At 72.9% G+C, this 18559-nt stretch carries 15 protein-coding genes; 8 read left to right on the forward strand and 7 right to left on the reverse strand.

All coding sequences use genetic code 11. The features are described 5' to 3' along the window. Position 1: 1 nt before the first annotated feature. The 3 genes from ACRWNP_RS05480 to ACRWNP_RS05490 all read left to right on the forward strand — a co-directional run bounded on the left by ACRWNP_RS05480 (position 2) and on the right by ACRWNP_RS05490 (position 3808). Complete coding sequence (locus tag ACRWNP_RS05480; RefSeq protein WP_431959787.1) at positions 2 to 1600, forward strand: GTPase; 1599 nt, start codon at positions 2 to 4, stop codon at positions 1598 to 1600. Positions 1601 to 1715: 115 nt separating this feature from the next. After that, complete coding sequence (ssb, locus tag ACRWNP_RS05485; protein WP_431959788.1) at positions 1716 to 2162, forward strand: single-stranded DNA-binding protein; 447 nt, start codon at positions 1716 to 1718, stop codon at positions 2160 to 2162. Positions 2163 to 2395: 233 nt separating this feature from the next. Beyond that, a complete protein-coding gene (locus tag ACRWNP_RS05490) occupies positions 2396 to 3808 on the forward strand; it encodes an LAETG motif-containing sortase-dependent surface protein (protein WP_431959789.1) in 1413 nt (470 codons plus the stop codon). Positions 3809 to 4037: 229 nt separating this feature from the next. On the opposite strand, the gene ACRWNP_RS05495 is transcribed toward ACRWNP_RS05490, so the two are convergent. Beyond that, positions 4038 to 5054, reverse strand: a complete 1017-nt coding sequence (locus ACRWNP_RS05495) for a DNA-directed RNA polymerase subunit alpha (protein WP_431959790.1) — start codon at positions 5052 to 5054, stop codon at positions 4038 to 4040. A 206-nt stretch (positions 5055 to 5260) separates the two neighbouring features. Here ACRWNP_RS05495 and ACRWNP_RS05500 point away from each other — a divergent pair, with 206 nt between their 5' ends. The 4 genes from ACRWNP_RS05500 (at position 5261) to ACRWNP_RS05515 (ending at position 9249) form a co-directional block, all read left to right on the forward strand. Then, complete coding sequence (locus ACRWNP_RS05500; RefSeq protein ID WP_431959791.1) at positions 5261 to 5482, forward strand: hypothetical protein; 222 nt, start codon at positions 5261 to 5263, stop codon at positions 5480 to 5482. A gap of 941 nt (positions 5483 to 6423) precedes the next feature. Continuing rightward, positions 6424 to 8088: an energy-dependent translational throttle protein EttA gene (ettA, locus tag ACRWNP_RS05505; RefSeq protein ID WP_431959792.1), complete on the forward strand. Its 1665-nt coding sequence runs from the start codon at positions 6424 to 6426 to the stop codon at positions 8086 to 8088. 7 nt (positions 8089 to 8095) lie between these two features. Beyond that, positions 8096 to 8557, forward strand: a complete 462-nt coding sequence (locus tag ACRWNP_RS05510) for an acyl-CoA thioesterase (RefSeq protein ID WP_431959793.1) — start codon at positions 8096 to 8098, stop codon at positions 8555 to 8557. After that, positions 8554 to 9249 (forward strand): hypothetical protein, encoded by a 696-nt coding sequence (locus ACRWNP_RS05515; protein ID WP_431959794.1) that lies wholly within the window; start codon positions 8554 to 8556, stop codon positions 9247 to 9249. Before ACRWNP_RS05510 ends, ACRWNP_RS05515 begins: the two co-directional genes overlap by 4 nt. Before the next feature lie 141 nt (positions 9250 to 9390). Here the strand turns inward: ACRWNP_RS05515 and ACRWNP_RS05520 are convergent, their stop codons facing one another. After that, on the reverse strand, positions 9391 to 9795 hold the full coding sequence (locus ACRWNP_RS05520) for a globin (RefSeq protein WP_431959795.1): 405 nt from the start codon (positions 9793 to 9795) through the stop codon (positions 9391 to 9393). Between the two features lie 62 nt (positions 9796 to 9857). On the opposite strand from ACRWNP_RS05520, the gene ACRWNP_RS05525 reads away from it, so the two are divergent. Further along, a complete protein-coding gene (locus tag ACRWNP_RS05525; RefSeq protein WP_431959797.1) occupies positions 9858 to 11018 on the forward strand; it encodes a methyltransferase domain-containing protein in 1161 nt (386 codons plus the stop codon). Here the strand turns inward: ACRWNP_RS05525 and ACRWNP_RS05530 are convergent. Genes ACRWNP_RS05530 through ACRWNP_RS05550 form a run of 5 tightly spaced genes read right to left on the reverse strand, consistent with a single transcriptional unit; the run spans position 10999 to position 18540 of the window. Then, the gene (locus ACRWNP_RS05530) at positions 10999 to 12018 is read right to left on the reverse strand and encodes an FHA domain-containing protein (RefSeq protein ID WP_431959799.1); all 1020 of its coding nucleotides are present in this window, start codon (positions 12016 to 12018) and stop codon (positions 10999 to 11001) included. The two genes, ACRWNP_RS05525 and ACRWNP_RS05530, sit on opposite strands and share 20 nt — an antisense overlap. Positions 12019 to 12057: 39 nt before the next feature. Continuing rightward, entirely contained in the window at positions 12058 to 13407 is a 1350-nt protein-coding gene (locus ACRWNP_RS05535; RefSeq protein WP_431959800.1) for a VWA domain-containing protein, read from the reverse strand. Positions 13408 to 13460: 53 nt separating this feature from the next. After that, entirely contained in the window at positions 13461 to 14657 is a 1197-nt protein-coding gene (locus ACRWNP_RS05540; RefSeq protein WP_431959801.1) for a protein phosphatase 2C domain-containing protein, read from the reverse strand. A 5-nt stretch (positions 14658 to 14662) separates the two neighbouring features. Then, positions 14663 to 17257 (reverse strand): tetratricopeptide repeat protein, encoded by a 2595-nt coding sequence (locus ACRWNP_RS05545; protein ID WP_431959802.1) that lies wholly within the window; start codon positions 17255 to 17257, stop codon positions 14663 to 14665. Then, positions 17254 to 18540: a hypothetical protein gene (locus tag ACRWNP_RS05550; protein ID WP_431959803.1), complete on the reverse strand. Its 1287-nt coding sequence runs from the start codon at positions 18538 to 18540 to the stop codon at positions 17254 to 17256. Before ACRWNP_RS05550 ends, ACRWNP_RS05545 begins: the two co-directional genes overlap by 4 nt. Between the last annotated feature and the right edge of the window lie 19 nt (positions 18541 to 18559).

Genomic DNA, 18559 nt, shown 5'->3' on the forward strand with positions numbered 1-18559 from the left:
GGTGCTCACGCAGCGGGTGGACGCGCTGTCGGAACTGCTCGGGCTGTCGCGCACCCGCGTGAGCCACGAGGCGCTCGACGGGGCCGGGGAGCTGCTGGAACGGGTCGGCGACCGGCGCCGGCTCTCCGCGGACCACACGGTGGTTGCGCTGGCCGGGGCGACGGGCAGTGGGAAGTCGTCCCTGTTCAACGCGTTGACCGAACTGGACTTGTCGCGGATCGGCGTTCGCCGGCCGACCACCTCGGCCCCGGTCGCCTGTGCCTGGGACCCCCGGGGCGCCTCCGGGCTCCTGGACCGGCTCGGCATCGCACCCAAGGCGCGGTTCGCCCGGCACAGCGTCCTGGACGAAGGGGCGGAACGGACGGACGACGGGCCCGCCGGCCTGGTCCTGCTCGACCTGCCGGACCACGACTCGGCGGCGACCGCCCACCGCGACCAGGTGGACCGGGTGCTGAAGCTCGTCGACGTGATCGTGTGGGTGCTCGACCCGGAGAAGTACGCGGACGCCGCGCTGCACGAGCGCTACCTGCGGCCGCTGGCCGGGCACGCCGACGTGACCGTCGTCGTCCTCAATCAGATCGACCGGCTCCCCGAGGAGGCCGTCGAACAGGTCCTGGACGACCTGCGCCGGCTGCTCGACGACGACGGGCTCGCCGTCGGCGAGCACGGCGAGGACGGCGCCATGGTGCTGGCCACCTCGGCACTGAACGGTGACGGAGTGCCGGAGCTGAGGTCGGCCATCGGCCAGGTCGTGGCCGAGCGCGCGGCCGCGAGCCGGCGGCTGTCCGCGGACGTGGACGGGCTCGCCGAGCGGCTGCGCCCGCTGTACGTCTCCGAGGGGGTGACGGGGCTCACCGACCGGGCCCGCGAGGACTTCACGGCGAGCCTCGCGCACGCCGTGGGCGCCGCGGCGGCGGGCCGGGCGGCGGAACGCGCTTGGGCCAGGGCCGCCGACGAGGCCTGCGGCACCCCGTGGCGGCGGCTGCGCCGGGGACGCGGCGCGCAGTCGTGCGACGGCACCCTGGACGGACGGCGCCCGGCTTTGTCGGCGTCCCGGGCGTCCGTCGACGAGGCGGTGCGCGCGGTCGCGGCGGAGGCCGTGGCGGGGCTGCCCGCTCCGTGGGCGCAGGCGGTGCGTGAGGCCGCGCGCCGCGGTGGCCGCACGCTCCCGGAGGCGCTCGACGCGGCGGTGGAGCGGGCGGCGCCGGACGAGCCGCTGCGTCCCCGGTGGTGGTCGGTGGTCGGCACGGCGCAGTGGCTGCTGGCGCTGCTCGCGACGGCGGCGCTGGCGTCAGGCATCGTGACGGCGGCGGACGCGCTGCGGCTGCCGTGGTGGCTGCCGCCCGCGCTGCTGGCCGTCGGCGGCCTGGGCGGTCCGCTGCTCACCCGGGTGAGCCGGTTCGCGGCCCGCGGCCCGGCCCGGCGGTACGGCCAGGCCGCGGAGCGGCGGATGGCCGACGCGGCGGCCGACTGCGGGCGGGCGCGGGTGCTGGAACCGCTGGCGGCGGAATTGCTGCGTTACCGGGAAGTGCGGGAACAGTACGGCGTGCTCGCCGGAAACCACTTCCGGATGGCGGAGTTGTCCACAACAGGCCAGTAATCCACAGGTTGAATCCGGTTTCTCCACGGCGGGCGCGGCAGGGGCACCATGGAGCCATCGCGGGGCCGGCGGCAGGGGGCTGCCGGCCGGCGACGACAACGGGGGAGCATCGGCAATGAACGACACACTGGTCACCGTCGTGGGGAATGTGGCCACCAGGCCGGAATTCCGGAAGACGCCCACGGGCGTCCCGGTCGCCAGGTTCCGGCTGGCGACGACCGCGCGCCGCTGGGACCGGGAGCGCGGCGGCTGGTCCGACGGGCACACCAGCTTCTACACGGTGTGGGCCTGGCGGCAGCTGGGGGAGAACGTGGTGGCCTCGGTCGGGGTCGGCGAACCGCTGCTCGTGCAGGGGCGCCTGAGAGTGCGTGAGGAGGAGCGCGACGGTCAGCGCTGGATCTCGGCCGACGTCGACGCGATCGCCTGCGGGCACGATCTGACACGCGGCACCTCGGCGTTCCGGCGGCTGTCCGCGGCCCATCCGGAACTCTCGGTTCCGAATTCCGCCGCGGCCGCCGGTGAACCGTTCACCGGCGATCCGCTGGCCGCGCTGTCCGGATAAACCGGACAGCCGGGCGTTCGGCCGGCGGTAAAACGTCGATGATTTATCGACAATTTCGCGTTCATGCCTACGCGTGGGTAACGATTGAGATTCGGATTCCCGGGCGGCCGTGAATCCTGGTGGCTTTGGTGCGGTTGGTTCCTAGGATTCAGCGGTACCCCGGCTTTCCGCGGGGATCCACAGCTGTCGGCGAGGCCTGCCCCCACGACCAGCCTCGCCCGGAGGGGAAATTCATGTTCACTGTACGGAGGCGGGGGACTGCCCGTCTTGCCGTAGCGATGGTGGCCTCCGGCCTCCTCGCCGCGGGTTCCATAGCCGTAGCCGGGTCCGCCATCGCGGACGACGCGACCCCCACCGCGCCCGGTGCGACGGCCACGCTCGGCGGTCTGAAGACCTTCGACGCCGCTGTCATCAACGACGGCGGCAAGAAGGAGGACGTCAGCGCCGGACTCTTCGAGATGTCCGTCGACGGCGGCGGCACGATCCAGACGTACTGCATCGACCTGCACAACCCGACCCAGGGCAAGGCCGCTTACAAGGAGGTCTCCTGGGACGAGTCGAGCCTCCATGACAACCCGGACGCCGGCAAGATCAACTGGATCCTGCAGAACTCCTACCCGCAGGTGAACGACCTCGCGGCGCTGCAGAAGACCGCGGCCCTGTCCGGCCCGCTCACCGAGAAGCTCGCCGCCGCCGGCACCCAGGTGGCCATCTGGCGCTTCTCCGACAAGGCCGACGTGACCGCCGTCGACCCGGTCGCCGAGGAGCTCGCGGACTGGCTGCAGGATCACGCAAAGGACCTCAAGGAGCCCGCGGCGTCGCTGACCCTCGACCCGCCGGCGGTCTCCGGCAAGGCCGGTGACCTGCTCGGTCCGATCAAGGTCCACACCAACGCCTCCACCGTCCAGGTGAGCCCCGCGCCCGGCAACCCCTCCGGCGTCAAGGTCACCGACAAGAACGGCACCGCGGTCACCTCCGCGAAGGACGGCGACGAGCTCTACTTCGACGTCGCCGCCGGTACCGCCGACGGCACGACCTCGCTGACGGCCACCGCGAACACCAAGCTTCCGGTCGGCCGCGCCTTCACCGGGGTCGACAGCACCACGCAGGTCCAGATCCTCGCCGGCTCCAGCGACAGCTCGGTCTCCGCGACCGCGACCGGCACCTGGGCCGCCAAGGGCCCGATCCCGGCGGTCTCCGCCGAGGTCAACTGCGCCAAGAACGGCCTGGACGTGACGGCCGCCAACGAGGGTGACCAGCCGTTCACCTTCAACCTGGCCGACAAGGAGTACACGGTCGAGGCCGGCAAGTCCGAGACCATCACCGTGCCGGTGGCCGAGGACCAGCACTACAAGGTCACCATCACCGGCCCCGAGGGCTTCGAGAAGACCTTCGAGGGCGTCCTCGACTGCCAGACCGCCGGCAACGGCGGCGACACCCCGTCCTCCTCGCCGAGCCCGGCCACGGCCGGCGGCTCCTCGGAGGGCACGGGTGACACCGGTTCCACCACCGGCGGCAACCTCGCCGAGACCGGTTCGAGCAGCGCCACCCCGGTGATCGCCGGCATCGCGATCGCCCTGGTCGTCGTCGGTGGCGGCGCGGTCTTCTTCCTCCGTAAGAAGAAGTCGGCCCCCTCCGCCGAGTGAACTGACCCCACAGGCCGCTCCTGAGTGAAGGGGGCGGAGGTCGACAGACCTCCGCCCCCTTCACCGTTCGTTCCGCGGGTGCGCGCCGCGGACTAGACGGCCGGCCAGGCGGCGCCAGGCAGCGAACGGCCCCCTCGGAGCGATCTCCGAGGGGGCCGTCACATGCTCAGGCCCGGGCGTCCGCGTCCCGGCCGGTGCGGCCCGGGCCCCCGGCGACCTGGCGCGGGGTTCAGTACTGGTCGGTCTCCACGAACCCCGCATCCGCGCGGTCGTCCGCGCCGAAGGCGGCGGCGGTCGGGTCGAATCCGGGCGGGCTGTCCTTGAGGGCCAGGCCAAGGCCGGCCAGCTTCGCCTTGACCTCGTCGATCGACTTCGCACCGAAGTTGCGGATGTCGAGCAGGTCCGCCTCGGAGCGCGCCAGGAGCTCACCCACCGAGTGAACACCCTCGCGCTTGAGGCAGTTGTAGGAACGGACGGTGAGCTCGAGCTCCTCGATCGGCAGCGCCATGTCGGCGGCGAGGGCGGCGTCCGTCGGGGACGGGCCCATGTCGATGCCCTCGGCGTCGACGTTCAGCTCGCGGGCGAGACCGAACAGCTCGACGAGGGTCTTGCCGGCCGAGGCCACGGCGTCACGGGGACGCATCGCGGGCTTGGTCTCGACGTCGACGATCAGCTTGTCGAAGTCGGTGCGCTGCTCGACACGGGTCGCCTCGACCTTGTAGCTGACCTTGAGCACCGGGCTGTAGATGGAGTCGACCGGGATACGGCCGATCTCCTGCCCCTGCTGCTTGTTCTGGACGGCGGAGACGTAGCCGCGACCGCGCTCGACGGTCAGCTCCATCTCCAGCTTGCCCTTGCCGTTCAGCGTGGCCAGGACGAGGTCGGGGTTGTGCACCTCGACACCGGCCGGGGGCGCGATGTCGGCGGCGGTGACCACACCCGGGCCCTGCTTGCGCAGGTACATCACGACCGGCTCGTCGTGCTCCGAGGAGACGACCAGGGACTTGATGTTGAGGATGAGGTCGGTGACGTCCTCCTTGACGCCCGGCACGGTGGTGAACTCGTGCAGGACGCCGTCGATCCGGATCGAGGTGACGGCGGCACCCGGGATCGACGACAGGAGGGTGCGGCGGAGCGAGTTGCCGAGGGTGTAGCCGAAGCCCGGCTCCAGCGGCTCGATCACGAACCGGGAGCGGAACTCGTCGACGACCTCTTCGGTCAGTGACGGACGCTGAGCGATCAGCACGAGGTATTGCCTCCAGGTTGGCGCCCTCTATGTGACGCCATAGACAATACGAAGCGTACGGCCCCCACGGCCTTCTGCGCGGCTGCCCCGCCCGTCTGCTCTCCGATGGGCCGGCCGGGCCTCTCGCGGGGACGGAGTGTAACGATCGCCTTCGCATGCCCCGGGGGCCGGTCGCCGCCGCATTTCGGCGATGCATACTGGGGGCAATGACAAAGCCTCCTGCACCGAAGCGTCATTTGCCCACCAGCCCCTTCAAGGCGCCGGTCACACCGGCTCCCAAGGTCTTCGCCGTGGGCGACCAGGTCACGCACGACATCTACGGCCTCGGCCGAGTGATCGGCATCGACGGGGGAACCGCTGCGCTGGTGGACTTCGGGTCCACGCAGATGCGGATCCCCAGCCCCTACACCAAGATGACCAAGCTGTAGGACCGCAGTGCCGGGCCACGGCACGCCAGGCCCCGCCGGGGCCTGAGACGAAAGGGACACCTCTCATCGATTCGACGTCGCTGTTCTCCGCCCCGGAAGGGCAACCGCGCTCCGTGACCGCGGCATCCCCGCCTCCGGTGACGAACCCCTTCCATGCCCCGGACTTCGGGGACGGCGAGACCACCCCGCCCGACGCCCCCCAGGAACCCGCCCGGGGCAAGCGCGCCCCGCGCCGCAAGGTCTCCTAGAGAGCCTGTCGTCGAATTGGCTCCCCCAGCTCCGCTGGGAGGTGCCCCCAGGTGCCGTGCACCGCAAGGCGGAGAGGCGTCCTCGTAGCGGGCTGCTCGGACGATTCGACAACGCAGCGAGGTGCCAGGTCGGGGGAGGGAATCCGACGACAGGCTCCAGCCCTCCCGCAGCGGTCATCGCGGGGCGGGTCAATGCCTCTGCCCCGCTTCGCCGCACGTCTAGTCCGGCCGCCTGCCCGGCGGGCAGGACTGTGCGATTGCGGTGAACCGTATTGATCGCTTCGGTGATCTCACCGCGGCGGGCGTGCACGATGACGTCGGTGCCGGCGTCAGCCATGATCTTGGCGACGGCGGTGAGCGCGAGGTGGTCTCTCATGCGTGTACGAGTTGCCTGGGGATCCAGAACGCCCGCGAGTGCTCCGGCTGTATCCACGGACGCAACCCGATGCTGTGGACGCCGGGCTCCGCAAGGCTGAGGCGGCCGCCGGCCCGCGAACCGCACCACAAGCGGGGCGGGGACGGCTGGGCCGTGCCCGCGTCGACCGACGGCGGCAGGCGACGACCGGGACGGGACGGCCCGTACCCAGGTCGCAGGCGTGAGGGACATCGCTCAGGTACTCGTTTCCGCCGGGGGGTGGCGGTACGGCAAGATGGGGTGTATCTGCCCACACATCGAATGCCGGACGGTTTCTCTTGGCTGAGTTCATCTACACCATGCGCAAGACGCGCAAGGCGCACGGCGACAAGGTGATCCTCGACGACGTCACCCTGAACTTCCTGCCCGGCGCGAAGATCGGTGTCGTGGGACCCAACGGTGCCGGTAAGTCCACCGTGCTCAAGATCATGGCGGGGCTGGAGCAGCCGTCGAACGGCGACGCGTACCTCTCGCCCGGCTACTCGGTCGGCATCCTGCTGCAGGAGCCCCCGCTGGACGAGTCCAAGACCGTGCTGGAGAACGTCCAGGACGGCGTGGGCGCGATCAAGGGCAAGCTGGACCGGTTCAACGAGATCGCCGAGCTGATGGCGACCGACTACTCCGACGCGCTGCTCGACGAGATGGGCAAGCTGCAGGAGGAGCTGGACCACGCCAGCGCCTGGGACCTGGACGCGCAGCTGGAGCAGGCGATGGACGCCCTCGGCTGCCCGCCCGGCGACTGGCCGGTCGTCAACCTCTCCGGTGGTGAGAAGCGCCGCGTCGCGCTCTGCAAGCTGCTTCTGGAGGCCCCCGACCTGCTGCTGCTCGACGAGCCCACCAACCACCTGGACGCCGAGTCCGTGCAGTGGCTGGAGCAGCACCTGGCCAAGTACGCGGGCACCGTCGTGGCGATCACCCACGACCGGTACTTCCTGGACAACGTCGCCGAGTGGATCCTCGAGCTCGACCGCGGCCGCGCCTACCCCTACCAGGGCAACTACTCCACGTACCTGGAGACCAAGCAGTCCCGCCTGAAGGTCGAGGGCCAGAAGGACGCCAAGCGCGCCAAGCGGCTCAAGGAAGAGCTGGAGTGGGTCCGCTCCAACGCCAAGGGCCGTCAGGCCAAGTCCAAGGCCCGCCTCGCCCGCTACGAGGAGATGGCCGCCGAAGCCGAGAAGATGCGCAAGCTCGACTTCGAGGAGATCCAGATCCCGCCGGGCCCGCGTCTGGGCAACATCGTGGTCGAGGTCAGCAACCTCTCCAAGGCGTTCGGCGAAAAGGTCCTCATCGACGACCTGTCCTTCACGCTGCCGCGCAACGGCATCGTGGGCGTCATCGGCCCCAACGGTGCCGGCAAGACCACGCTGTTCAAGATGATCCAGGGCCTGGAGACCCCGGACGGCGGCACGATCAAGGTCGGCGACACGGTCAAGATCTCCTACGTGGATCAGACCCGCGCCAACATCGACCCCAAGAAGACCCTGTGGGCGGTCGTGTCGGACGAGCTGGACTACATCAACGTCGGCCAGGTCGAGATGCCGTCCCGCGCGTACGTCAGCGCCTTCGGCTTCAAGGGCCCGGACCAGCAGAAGCCGGCCGGCGTCCTGTCCGGCGGTGAGCGCAACCGGCTGAACCTGGCGCTCACCCTCAAGCAGGGCGGCAACCTGCTGCTCCTCGACGAGCCGACCAACGACCTCGACGTCGAGACCCTGTCCTCGTTGGAGAACGCGCTGCTGGACTTCCCCGGCTGCGCCGTGGTCGTCTCCCACGACCGCTGGTTCCTGGACCGGGTGGCCACCCACATCCTCGCCTACGAAGGCGACTCCAAGTGGTTCTGGTTCGAGGGCAACTTCGAGTCGTACGAGAAGAACAAGGTCGAGCGCCTCGGCCCGGACGCGGCCCGGCCGCACCGCGCCACCTACAAGAAGCTCACCCGGGGCTGAGCGGGAGATGGCCCGGCACATCTACCGCTGCCCGCTGCGCTGGTCGGACATGGACGCCTTCGGGCACGTCAACAACGTGGTCTTCCTCCGCTACCTGGAGGAGGCCCGGATCGACTTCATGTTCCGGCTGGCGCCCGGGGAGGGCAGCGAGTCGTTCACGGGCGGGTCGGTCGTCGCCCGCCACGAGATCGACTACCTGCGCCCGCTGGTGCACCGGCACGAGCCGGTGACGGTCGAGACGTGGGTGACCAAGGTAGGGGCCGCCTCACTGACCGTCGCGTACGAGGTCAAGGACGCGGAGGCGGTCTACGTGCGCGCCTCCACGGTCGTGGTGCCGTACAACCTGGAGAAGGGCCGGCCCCGCCGGATCACGGCGGAGGAGCGGTCGTTCCTGGAGGAGTACTTCGACGACAGCGCGGGCGCGCCCGGTGAGTCCGGTGACGCCCGCGAGGGGGCAGTCGCCGTATGACGGCACCCCTGCGACTCGCCGATGCCAGGGAGGCGGACGGTTTCGCCGCCTTCCTGGCCCGGCTGCTGCGCTGGGACAAGGCCGCCGTTGTCCGGCTGCGCGCCTCGGGCACGGTGCTCGCCGTGTTCGGGCAGCCGCCGTTCGGCGGCGGGGTCCTGGCCGTCCGCACGGCCGAGCTGGACGGGGCCGCCGGTGACCTGGACTCGACGGTCTCCGCCGGGCAGTTGCTCGACGGCATCGACGACGTGACGGGCACGGTCGCGGTGCCCGCGGCCGTCACCGGGCCTGCCTGGGCCGGACTGCTCCCGCCGCGCGGCGGCTGGGAGCGGGTGCGGGGCCTGCCGTCCGCGGAGGACGTGCGTGCCGTGGCCGCCGCGGCGGTGACCGAGTTCCGCGACCGCAGCGAGGCGCTGCCGCCCGGGAACCGCACCCGCGCGGAGCTGGACGCCATCGCCGATGACATCTGGTCCCGGCAGCTCGGCGCGACCGGACTGCCGCTGCGGGTGGTGCACGCCGCCCACGCGCTGGGTTTCCTCCGCCCGGTGCGCGCCGCCGTCCCGGCGCCGCGCACGGCCGAGCAGCCGGCGATGCTGCTCCTCGCCGCGGGCCCCTGGCTGCGGCTGCGCACTCCATACGGCTCGGTCGCCGTACGCCGCGGCCTGCCCGGGTTGTCGGTCAGCCCGGTCCGCTGACCCATGACGACCTGCCCGGGTGATCTCCTCCCGGGTGCCCGCGAGGAGATGACCTGCCGGCCTGCTCGGCGGACCCCAAGGTCCGCCGCCCCGGTTCGGTACGGCCGGTGTGCCGGAGGATGACCTATCCGGCCGACGTGATCAGCCCGCGGTGTTCACCATCGACGCCGCCGCGTAGACCAGGTAGTCCCACAGCTGGCGCTCGTGGTCGGGCTCCAGGCCGAGTTCGTCGACCGCGGTGCGCATGTGCCGCAGCCACGCGTCGTGGGCGGCCTGGTCGACCCGGAAGGGCGCGTGGCGCATCCGCAGCCGGGGGTGGCCGCGGTTCTCGCTGTAGGTGCGGGGGCCGCCCCAGTACTGCATGAGGAAGAGCCTCATGCGCTCCTCGGCGGGGCCGAGGTCCTCCTCCGGGTACATGGGGCGCAGGATCGGATCCTCGGCGACGCCTTCGTAGAAGCGGCGGACGAGCCGCCGGAAGGTCGGCTCGCCGCCGACCGCCTCGAAGAACGTCTGCTGCTCAACGGTGCCCCGCGGGATCTCATTCACGCATCCCATGGTCTCAGACGGCCCGCGTTGTCCGGAGGGGGTCACCGTCGCAGAGTGGTCGTATGACGAACGACGACCGGTACGCCGCGGCGGCGGTGCCGCTGCGGGCCCGGCTGGTGCGCCGTATCGTCGCGGCCGGGGAGCTGGCGGACCCGAGGTGGCGGGCCGCGTTCGAGGAGGTGCCGCGCCATCTGTTCGTTCCCGTCTACCACCGGCCCCGCTCGGACGGAGGGTTCACCCGGCTGTCGGCGGACGACCCCGACCCGCGCGGCCGGTCCCGGTGGCTGTCCGGCGCTTACGCCGACGTCCCGCTGATCACACTCGTGCGGGACGGGGAACCGGTCTCGTCCAGCAGCCAGCCCTCGCTGATGGCCGCCATGCTGGAGGCGCTGCGCGTCGAGGACGGGCAGCGGGTGCTGGAGATCGGCGCCGGGACCGGGTACAACGCCGCGCTGCTCGCGCACCGCCTGGGCACCGGGGCGGTGACCACGGTGGACCTCGACGCGGAGATCACCGAGGCCGCCCGCACGCACCTGGCCGCGGCCGGGCGCCCGGTGACGGTGGTCACCGGGGATGGTGCGCTGGGCTGCCCGGAGCGCGCGCCGTACGACCGGATCGTCGCCACCTGCGAGCTGCCGTCGGTGCCGGAGGCGTGGCCGCGGCAGTGCCGGCGCGGCGGGCTGATCCTCGCGCCCTTCGCGGGCGGGCTGATCGCGCTGCGCGTGACGGGCCCGGAGCGGGCCGAGGGGCGCTTCCTGCACACCCCCGCGTACTTCGTCTCGCTGCGGGGCGCCGGCGCCGTCCCGCGCAGGGAGGCCGCCGGGCCCGCCGGCGCCGACGGGAGCCCGGGGCGCAGCCGTGCCGGCGCCACCCCGCCGCGCATCCTGGAGAACGAGCTGTTCCGGTTCCTGCTCGGCCTGTACGCCGGGGACGCCGAGGTCCACTGGACCCCGGGCGGCCCCACGGTCACCGCCGCCGACGGTTCCACCGCGCACGCCGCCCGGGACGGCACCGTCCGGCTCTCCGGGCCGCGGGACCTGTGGGCCGCCGTCGAGGAGGCGTACGCCCTGTGGCGCGGCCAGGGGCAGCCGCCCCGGGATCGCTTCGGGATGAGCCTCGAGGACGGCCGCCAGTGGACCTGGCTGGACCGGCCGGACGGGCCGCACCGCTGGGAACTGCGGCCCGCGCCGGGAACGGCCGGGGTCAGTCGCGGACGACCGTGATCGTCGTCCAGGCACCGACGTGGACGCGGTCGCCTTCCGTCAGCGGGACGGGCACGAAGGGGTCGATGGGGTCCTCGCCGCCGTTGACGGTGGTGCCGTTGGTGGAGCCCTGGTCCACCACCGCCCAGCTGCCGTCGGGCTGCTCCACCAGCACGGCGTGTTTGTGGGAGACGCCCGGGTCCTCCGGGGCCCTGGACAGGTCGATGTCGGGGGCCTCGCCCGTGCTGTGCCGGCGGCGGCCGACGGTGACCTGGGGGCCCGTCAGCGGCATCCGCTGCTCGGGGGAGTACGACGGGAAGTACAGCCCGCGTGCCTCCGGGCCGCTGCGGGCCATCATGCCGGTGAAGTAGTCCCGGTCGGCGGCGATCACGGCGGTCCACGTGCGCGGGCCCGCCTGCACGGGCCCGGGGTCCGGCGGGCTCGGCGGGGTGAGCAGGAAGTCGCCCGAGCCGGAGGTCACCGACTCCGGGGCCAGCGGTTCGGCCGGGCGGTTGATCTGCGACGGGCGGGACCGCTGCGACTCGTAGCGCTGGTACGGAGGCCCGTCCGGCGGGTAGCCGGGGGAGGAGGGGCGCGCCGGCGGGACGAAGGCCGTCCCGGCCTGCGTGACGAAGTTGTAGCGGCACTCCTCGCAGAACTGGGCGTAGCCCTCGCGCGGGGTGCCGCAGTCGGGACAGGGCTCGGTGGCCGCGGTCGCGTCGGGGTCGTAGCCGAACCCGTCCCGGCCGCGGCCGTACCCGGGGTCGTACGACGGTTCGTACCCGGGGTCGTACGACGGTTCGTAGGCGGGCTCGTATCCGGGGTCGTAACCCGGCGTGTGGCCGGGGGAGTAGCCGCCGGAGTACGGGGGCGGGGGCGGGGGCGCGCCCTGCGCCGCGTGCGTGGGCGGCGGGGACGGCGGGCCGGGGACGGAGGGTGACGGCGGCGCGGACATGCGCATTCCGCACACCTCGCACCAGTCGTCCGTCGCGGACTGGTGACCGTTCGGACAAGTCGACATGTCGCTCTCTCCCCCTCTGCCCCGCTGTGTCCCGCTGCTCTATTTCTTCACCCGTACAGTCTTCGTCGAACGTGTCTCGAGGGTCATCTCGTCCGCGTCGGCAACCCGGGCCTTCAGCCGCACGGTACCCGTCACCGCGTCCACCACGTCCACGACCCTGGCCAGCAGCTTGGCGGTGTCCTCGTTGCCGGAGGCGCTGGCGAGCTGTACCGCGCGGCCGAGTTTGGCGGTCGCGGAGTCGAAGTCGCCCTGCTTGCGGGCCTCCAGGCCCTGCTGGATGACCTGGGCCAGCTCCGCCTGGCCGGTGTAGTGGGCGACCTGCGGGTTGATCCGCGTCGAGGCCGCCATGTCGTCCGTCCACACGGCCCGCACGAGCCCCTGGCCCAGCACGCGCGGCGTGCCGTCCGGCTGCGGCAGGACGAGGGAGATCCGGGCCGCCAGCATCTCCTGGCCGACACCGGCGGCCGGCACCACCACGTTGACGTGGTAGTCGCGCGACTCGTCGCCCCAGGAGCCCGTCGGGTAGTCGCCTGCCCGCGGACCGGCCTCGGTGCGGCGGGCGGTGAGGTCCTCCACGGTCGGCGCGACCTGCTTGACGTACTGGATCTCCGCGCCCTGCGGGGTCCACAGGCGCAGGGCGACGTCCGCGACCTCCTTGCCCATCGCGGTCTCCATCATCTGCCGGAAGTCCGACTCCAGGCCGGACGGGTCGGCGACGATGTCCACCGTGCCGAGCAGCGCGGAGGCGATCCCGGTCAGCTCCTTGACCTCCCAGTCGGTGCCGACGCCGCGCGCGTCGCAGGTGAAGCGGCCCGCGCAGGCGTCCAGCGCGGCGCGCAACGCCTCCGGCTTCTCGTGCTCGTTGCGGCCGTCGGTGAGCAGGATGCCGTGCCGTATCGACACGTCGGACGTGGCCAGCAGCCGGTCGGCCAGCCGCAGCCAGGTGCCGATCGCGGTGCCGCCGCCCGAACTGAGCCGGCGCAGCGCCTCCTTGGCCTGGTGCCGGGTGGCCGGGTCGGCGACGGCGAGGCCGCCGTTCGCCGGGTAGACCTCCTTGGCCTGGTGGGTGCCGGCGACCACGGCGAAGGCGACGCCGTCGCGGATGGTGTCGATGGCGGCCGCGGTCGCCTCGCGGGCGCTGCGCATCTTGGTCGGCGGGTAGTCCATGGAGCCCGAGCAGTCCACCATGATGACCACGGCGGCACCGGGCGCAGCGCCCGGCACGTCGCCGGGCGCCTGGGTGGCCAGCGGCAGCCCACCGGTGGTGCCGCCGCCGGTCGAGGTCACGGTGACGATCGCGTTGACCTCGCGCCCGCCCTCCGGGAGGAACTCGTTCTGGTAGATGTCGACGGAGAACTGCGGCACGTTCGACTTGGAGAAGTTGGCCATCGGGTGCGCTCCTTGCGCTTGTTCAACCATCGGAAGAGAGCATCAGGGAGAGGTCACGCGGCCGGGAACGGCAGCACGGCGACGGTGATGTTGTCGTGGCCGCCGCCGTCGATGGCGACCCCGACCAGCGTGCGGGCGCAGTGCAGCGGCCGTGTACGGGCGTCCTCGGGCACCACGGAGGCCAGCTCCTCGGCGGACTCCGCGTAGTTCCACAGTCCGTCGGTGCACACCACCACCACACCCGGTTCGTCCGGTTCGAAGGAGGCGGTGTGCGGGTCCAGTTCCACGGCGTCCGCGCCGAGCCAGCCGGTGATGGCGTGGGCCCGCTCGTCCGCGTACGCCTCGGCCTGGGTCATCAGGCCCATGGACACCATGCGTTCGGCCCACGAGTCGTCCTCGGTCAGCCGGGAGGCGGGCGCGGAGCGGTCGTCGGGGATCCAGTAGGCGCGGCTGTCCCCGATCCAGCCGACGGTGAAGGTCTTGCCCGAGGTGATCGCGCTGACGCAGGTGCACGCGGGCGCGTTGTGATGGCGCCGGGCCTCCTCCTCGGGGGTCTCGGCCGCCAGGTCCGTCACCGCCTGGGCGGCCACGAGCAGCGCGTCGCGCATCGCCTCCTCGGGGCGGGCACCGAGGGCCAGGGACCGTACGAGGGAGGTGCTCGCGGTGCCCGCGGCCGCCTCCGAGGCGTCGTCGGGACGGTACGCGGAGGACACCCCGTCGCAGACCACGGCGACGACGACGGGCGTGCCGTCGGGCAGCGCGGTCGTCGCCAGCGCGAAGGCGTCCTCGTTGCGGTGATGCCGCAAGCCCCGGTCGGTCACGGCGGCCACGCCGTCGCACTCCTGCTCCTGGTGGTCGCGGGGCCGGGGCTGCGCGTGCCCGCAGTGCTCGCAGTAGCCGTCCGGGTCGACGTCGCCCATGCCGCAGGCGACGCACCGCGCCGAACTCGCGGACCGCACGTCTGCGGACGGTTCCAGCCGGGGGTCGGTGATCCGGGCCTGGGGCAGGTCGGCGGTGCCCAGGCCGAAGGCGAGGGTGTCGGTGTCCCTCCCCGGTGGGGCCAGCTCGTACGACTCCGGTTCACCGCTCGGCGGTTCGGGGGCGGTGGGGGCGGCGGCGGGGTCGGGCGGCGCGAGTTCGTACGCGTCCGGTTCCCGGGGCGCGGACAGGTCGGCGCCGCAGACGCCGCAGAACTTGTCGTCGGGTTCCAGAGGCTCGCTGCACTCCGGGCAAACGGTCTCGTGCGGCATGGCGGTTACACCCACGTCCGGGGGCGGAGGCGGTTGGCCCGCTCCACCAGCTCGATCCTTGTGCGGCCCTGGTCGGCGAGCCGGGCCAGTACCCGGTACGAGTGTTCCAGGCCGAAGCGCAGCCCCCGTTCGTCCAGGTCCCGGCCCAGGAGCCCGGGCGTGGCGGATCCGGTGGACGGGACCTCGGCCGCGCCCTGCTGCCCGGCCAGCACCCAGTCCAGCGCGCCGCCCAGCACCTCGGTGGACAACTGCTCGCGCAGCCGCGTGTCCAGGCCCAGCCGTTGCAGGTCCTCCACCTGCCGGGCCGCGGCCCGCAGGTCGTCCAGGAGCGGCTCCTGCGGGGCGCGTCCGCGCAGCCGGGCGCGCACGGCCGCCACCCGCGCGGCCGTGTAGTGGATCGAGGACTCGGGGACCGACTCCAGGGCGGTCACCGCCCCCGCCCGGTCACCCGCGGCGAGCCGGACGCGGGCCAGGCCGAAGGCCGCGCTCACGTAGCTCTGGTCCGTGGTCCACACGAGCCGGTAGTACTCGGCGGCGTTGTCCAGCTGGCCCAGCACCTCCGCGCAGACGCCCAGCGCCAGCTTGGGGGCGGGTTCGCCGGGGAAGGCGTCGTAGACCGCGTCGAAGGACAGCGCGGCGGTGCCGTCGTCGCGGGTGACGAGCGCGGCCAGGCCGCGGTGCCACACCACGCGCCAGTCCTCGGGATGTTCCTCCTGCAGCCTCCGCAACTCCTCGACGGCCGCGGGTGCGTCGTCGCTGTCGAGACGGGCACGCACCGTGCGCAGCCGCAGCTCCGGGGACTGCACCGGCGCCGCCCGCAGCGCGGCCACCAGTTCGGACGGCGCGGCCGCCGCGAGCCCGGCCAGGAAACCGGCGTTGGGGTCGGCGGGATCGACGTGCGGCACGGGCAGCGAGAGCGCCGCGGCCCGTACGTCCAGCGGCGAGACGGCGGGCCCGGCCGCCAGGGGCACCGGCCCCGTCCGCTGGGTGGGCACGGTGAAGGGGGCGCCCGGCACGGTCGCGCCGTACTCGCCGGGGCCGGGTGCCGACGACGGGGGCAGGGCGGGAGCGGCGGCGGTCGCGGCGGGCAGGGCCGGTACGGCGCCCCGCCGGCTGCCGTTCGCACCGTTCGCACCGCGGACGCCCAGGGTGGAGGCGTCCTCGGCCGGAGCCAGCAACACGGTGTCGACCACCCGCAGTTCCGGGCCGAACAAGGTGGACAGCGCGGGCCGCGGCTTGCCGGTGCCCAGCGCCACGACCTCGCGCAGCACGCCCAGCAGCTGCTCGCTCATCTCGTCCGCCGAGGCGAAACGGCGGCCCGGGTCGGGGTCGGTGGCGCGGACCAGCAGCCGGTAGAAGGACTCGTAGCGGGAGAGGACCTCGATGCCGTCCGGGTCCGGCAGGCTGTCCACGAACACGTTCGTGTAGCCCTGGAAGTCGAAGGTGAGCACGGCCAGCGTCCGCGCCACCGTGTACAGGTCCGAGGCGACGGACGGGCCGACCTCGGGCACCTCCGGCGCCTGGTAGCCGACCGTCCCGTAGATCGGGCTGTCCTGGTCGTCCATCCTGCGGACGGCGCCCATGTCGATGAGCTCCAGCCGGTCCTCGGTCTGGATGGCGTTGTCGACCTTGAAGTCGCAGTACAGCAGGTTGCGGCTGTGCAGGTGGCCGAGGGCGTCCAGCGCCTCGATGGCGTAGGCGATGGCCTGGTCGACGGGGAGCGGCTCGCGTCTGCCGTCGGCGCCCCGGCGTTCGTTGGCGATCTCCTTGAGGGACTTGCCGCCGACGTACTCCATGACGATGTAGCCGTCGAGGGTGCCGCCCCTCGGGTCGAGATGCTCCACGAAGTTGTAGATCCGCACGATGTTGGGGTGCTCGATCTCGGCGAGGAAGCGGCGCTCGGAGACCGCCGCGGCCAGCGCGTCCTCGTCGCCGGTGTCGAGCAGGCCCTTGAGCACCACCCAGCGGTCGCTGACCGCCCGGTCCACGGCCAGGTAGATCCAGCCCAGGCCGCCGTGCGCCAGGCAGCCCACCACCTCGTACTGCCCGTGCACCACGTCGCCCGCCCGCAGCTTGGGCGTGAACGAGTACCGCTGGCCGCACTTGGTGCAGAAGCCCTCGGTGCGCCCGGGACGGTCCCCGCGGCTGCGGCCGACCGGCGCCCCGCAGTCGCCCTTGCTGCAGAACCGCTTCCGCTCGGGGACCTGCGGGTCCTGCAGCACCGCGGCGGCCGGATCGGGCCGGGGGATGGGCGGTACGGTCACCAGGCCGGCGCCCAGCTTGCCCCGGGTCGGGCCGCTGGAGCCGGAGCGCGAACTGCGCACGGAGACGGAGGCGGCGCCGCTCGTGCTGCCGCTCAGCGAACGGGACAGCCGCCCGGACACCGAACGGCGAGAGGAGCGGGACGAGCCAGAGGTCCGCGACGAGCGCGAGGAGGCGCCGGAGCCCGGTCCGGTCCCGGCGGCCCGCGACGGCTGCGAGGGCTTCGACGAGCCCCCGCCCCCGCCGGCGGCCGGCGCCAGCCCGCAGGTGTCGCAGAACAGCTCACCGCCCCCGACGTCCTCGATCGTCCCGTCGCAGCCCGGACGCTGGCAGTTCATCGTGCATCCCCCCTGTGGTCGGCAGGTTCCGCCTGCCCCGGCACCACCGACTCGGCAACGGCCCGCTGATAGCGCAGCACCGCGTTCTCCGCGGCGCGAAGGTCGCACGGCGCGCTCCACAGCAGACGCCGCGCGTGGTCGTAGCGCTCCATCAGGAGCGGGTCCTCCGCCATTTTGTGACGGGCCACCTTCGCCCGGTACGCGTCGAGCCGGCCGCGCAGCTCGGCGCGGACGGCCAGCGGCGCGGTGACCGCGGTCAGCGACTCGCGGGCGCGCAGCAGTTCCTCGTCCGCGCGTCGTTCGAGGTCGTCCAGCAGCGGGGAGAGACGGTGCCACTGGCCGGTCCTGCGGAAGTCGACCGCGGCGGAGAGCTGATCGTGCAGCGCGACCGGCGCCCCGTTGACCGCGGGCACCTCCGAGGCCGCGATCTTGGCGAGCACCTCGACCCGGGCACTGCGCGCCTCGGTGAGGGTGCGGTCGGCGCGCGACAGGACGTCCCGCAGCCGCATCAGCCGGTGGTCGGCGTCGTCGCGGACGTGCAGCACGGCCTCCACCTCGCGCCGTATGTCCTCCAGGGACCGTCCGGCCCGGTCGTAGCGCGTGGTGTCGGGCCGGCCGCCGGACCAGAAGGCGAGCGGGTCGGAGACCACCTCGGCGCGCAGCGCCGCCAGCGAGTCCAGCATCCCCGCGAGGTCGTCGCCCGAGGGGTGGGTGCCGGGGCGCACGCCGACGGACTCGGCGAGCGAACGCACCCGCCCGGCCTCCGCGACCAGCAGGTCGATGCGCGCGGGCAGTGCCGACCACACCGCGTCTGCGGCGGACACCACGTCCATCACCCGCGCGTACCACTCGTTCATGCGCGCCAGCAGTTCCTCCAGGCTGATGCGCTCACTCAGCCGGGCCGGTCCCGTCAGGCCCCGCGCCGCCTCCGGCACGGCGCCGCCGGAGACGGTGACGCCGGAGCCGCGCAACAGCTCGGTCAGCTCCCGCAGTTCGCTCTGGGTGGGCCAGCGGCGGCGGCCGCGCAGCGCCCGGGCGGTGGTCAGGGCCTCCGTGTACGTGTCGAAGTGCGCCCACAACAGGGCGACGGCCTGCTCGGCCGCGGCCCAGCGCTCCTTGGTGGCACCGCTCAGCGCCGCGCCCTCGAGCAGCCTGCGGCCGGGGTGGTCCTGCAGCGCGAGCAGGGACGCCTCAATGGCGTCCCGCTCGTCACCGAGCCGTGCCAGGGCACGGTCGACGTCCTCACGGCTCATCGCCGGTCCGGATGGTCCCGCGACCGCCATCGCACCTTCCTTCCCTCCC

This window comes from Actinacidiphila sp. bgisy160, from assembly GCF_965342435.1.
Classification (GTDB): domain Bacteria; phylum Actinomycetota; class Actinomycetes; order Streptomycetales; family Streptomycetaceae; genus Actinacidiphila.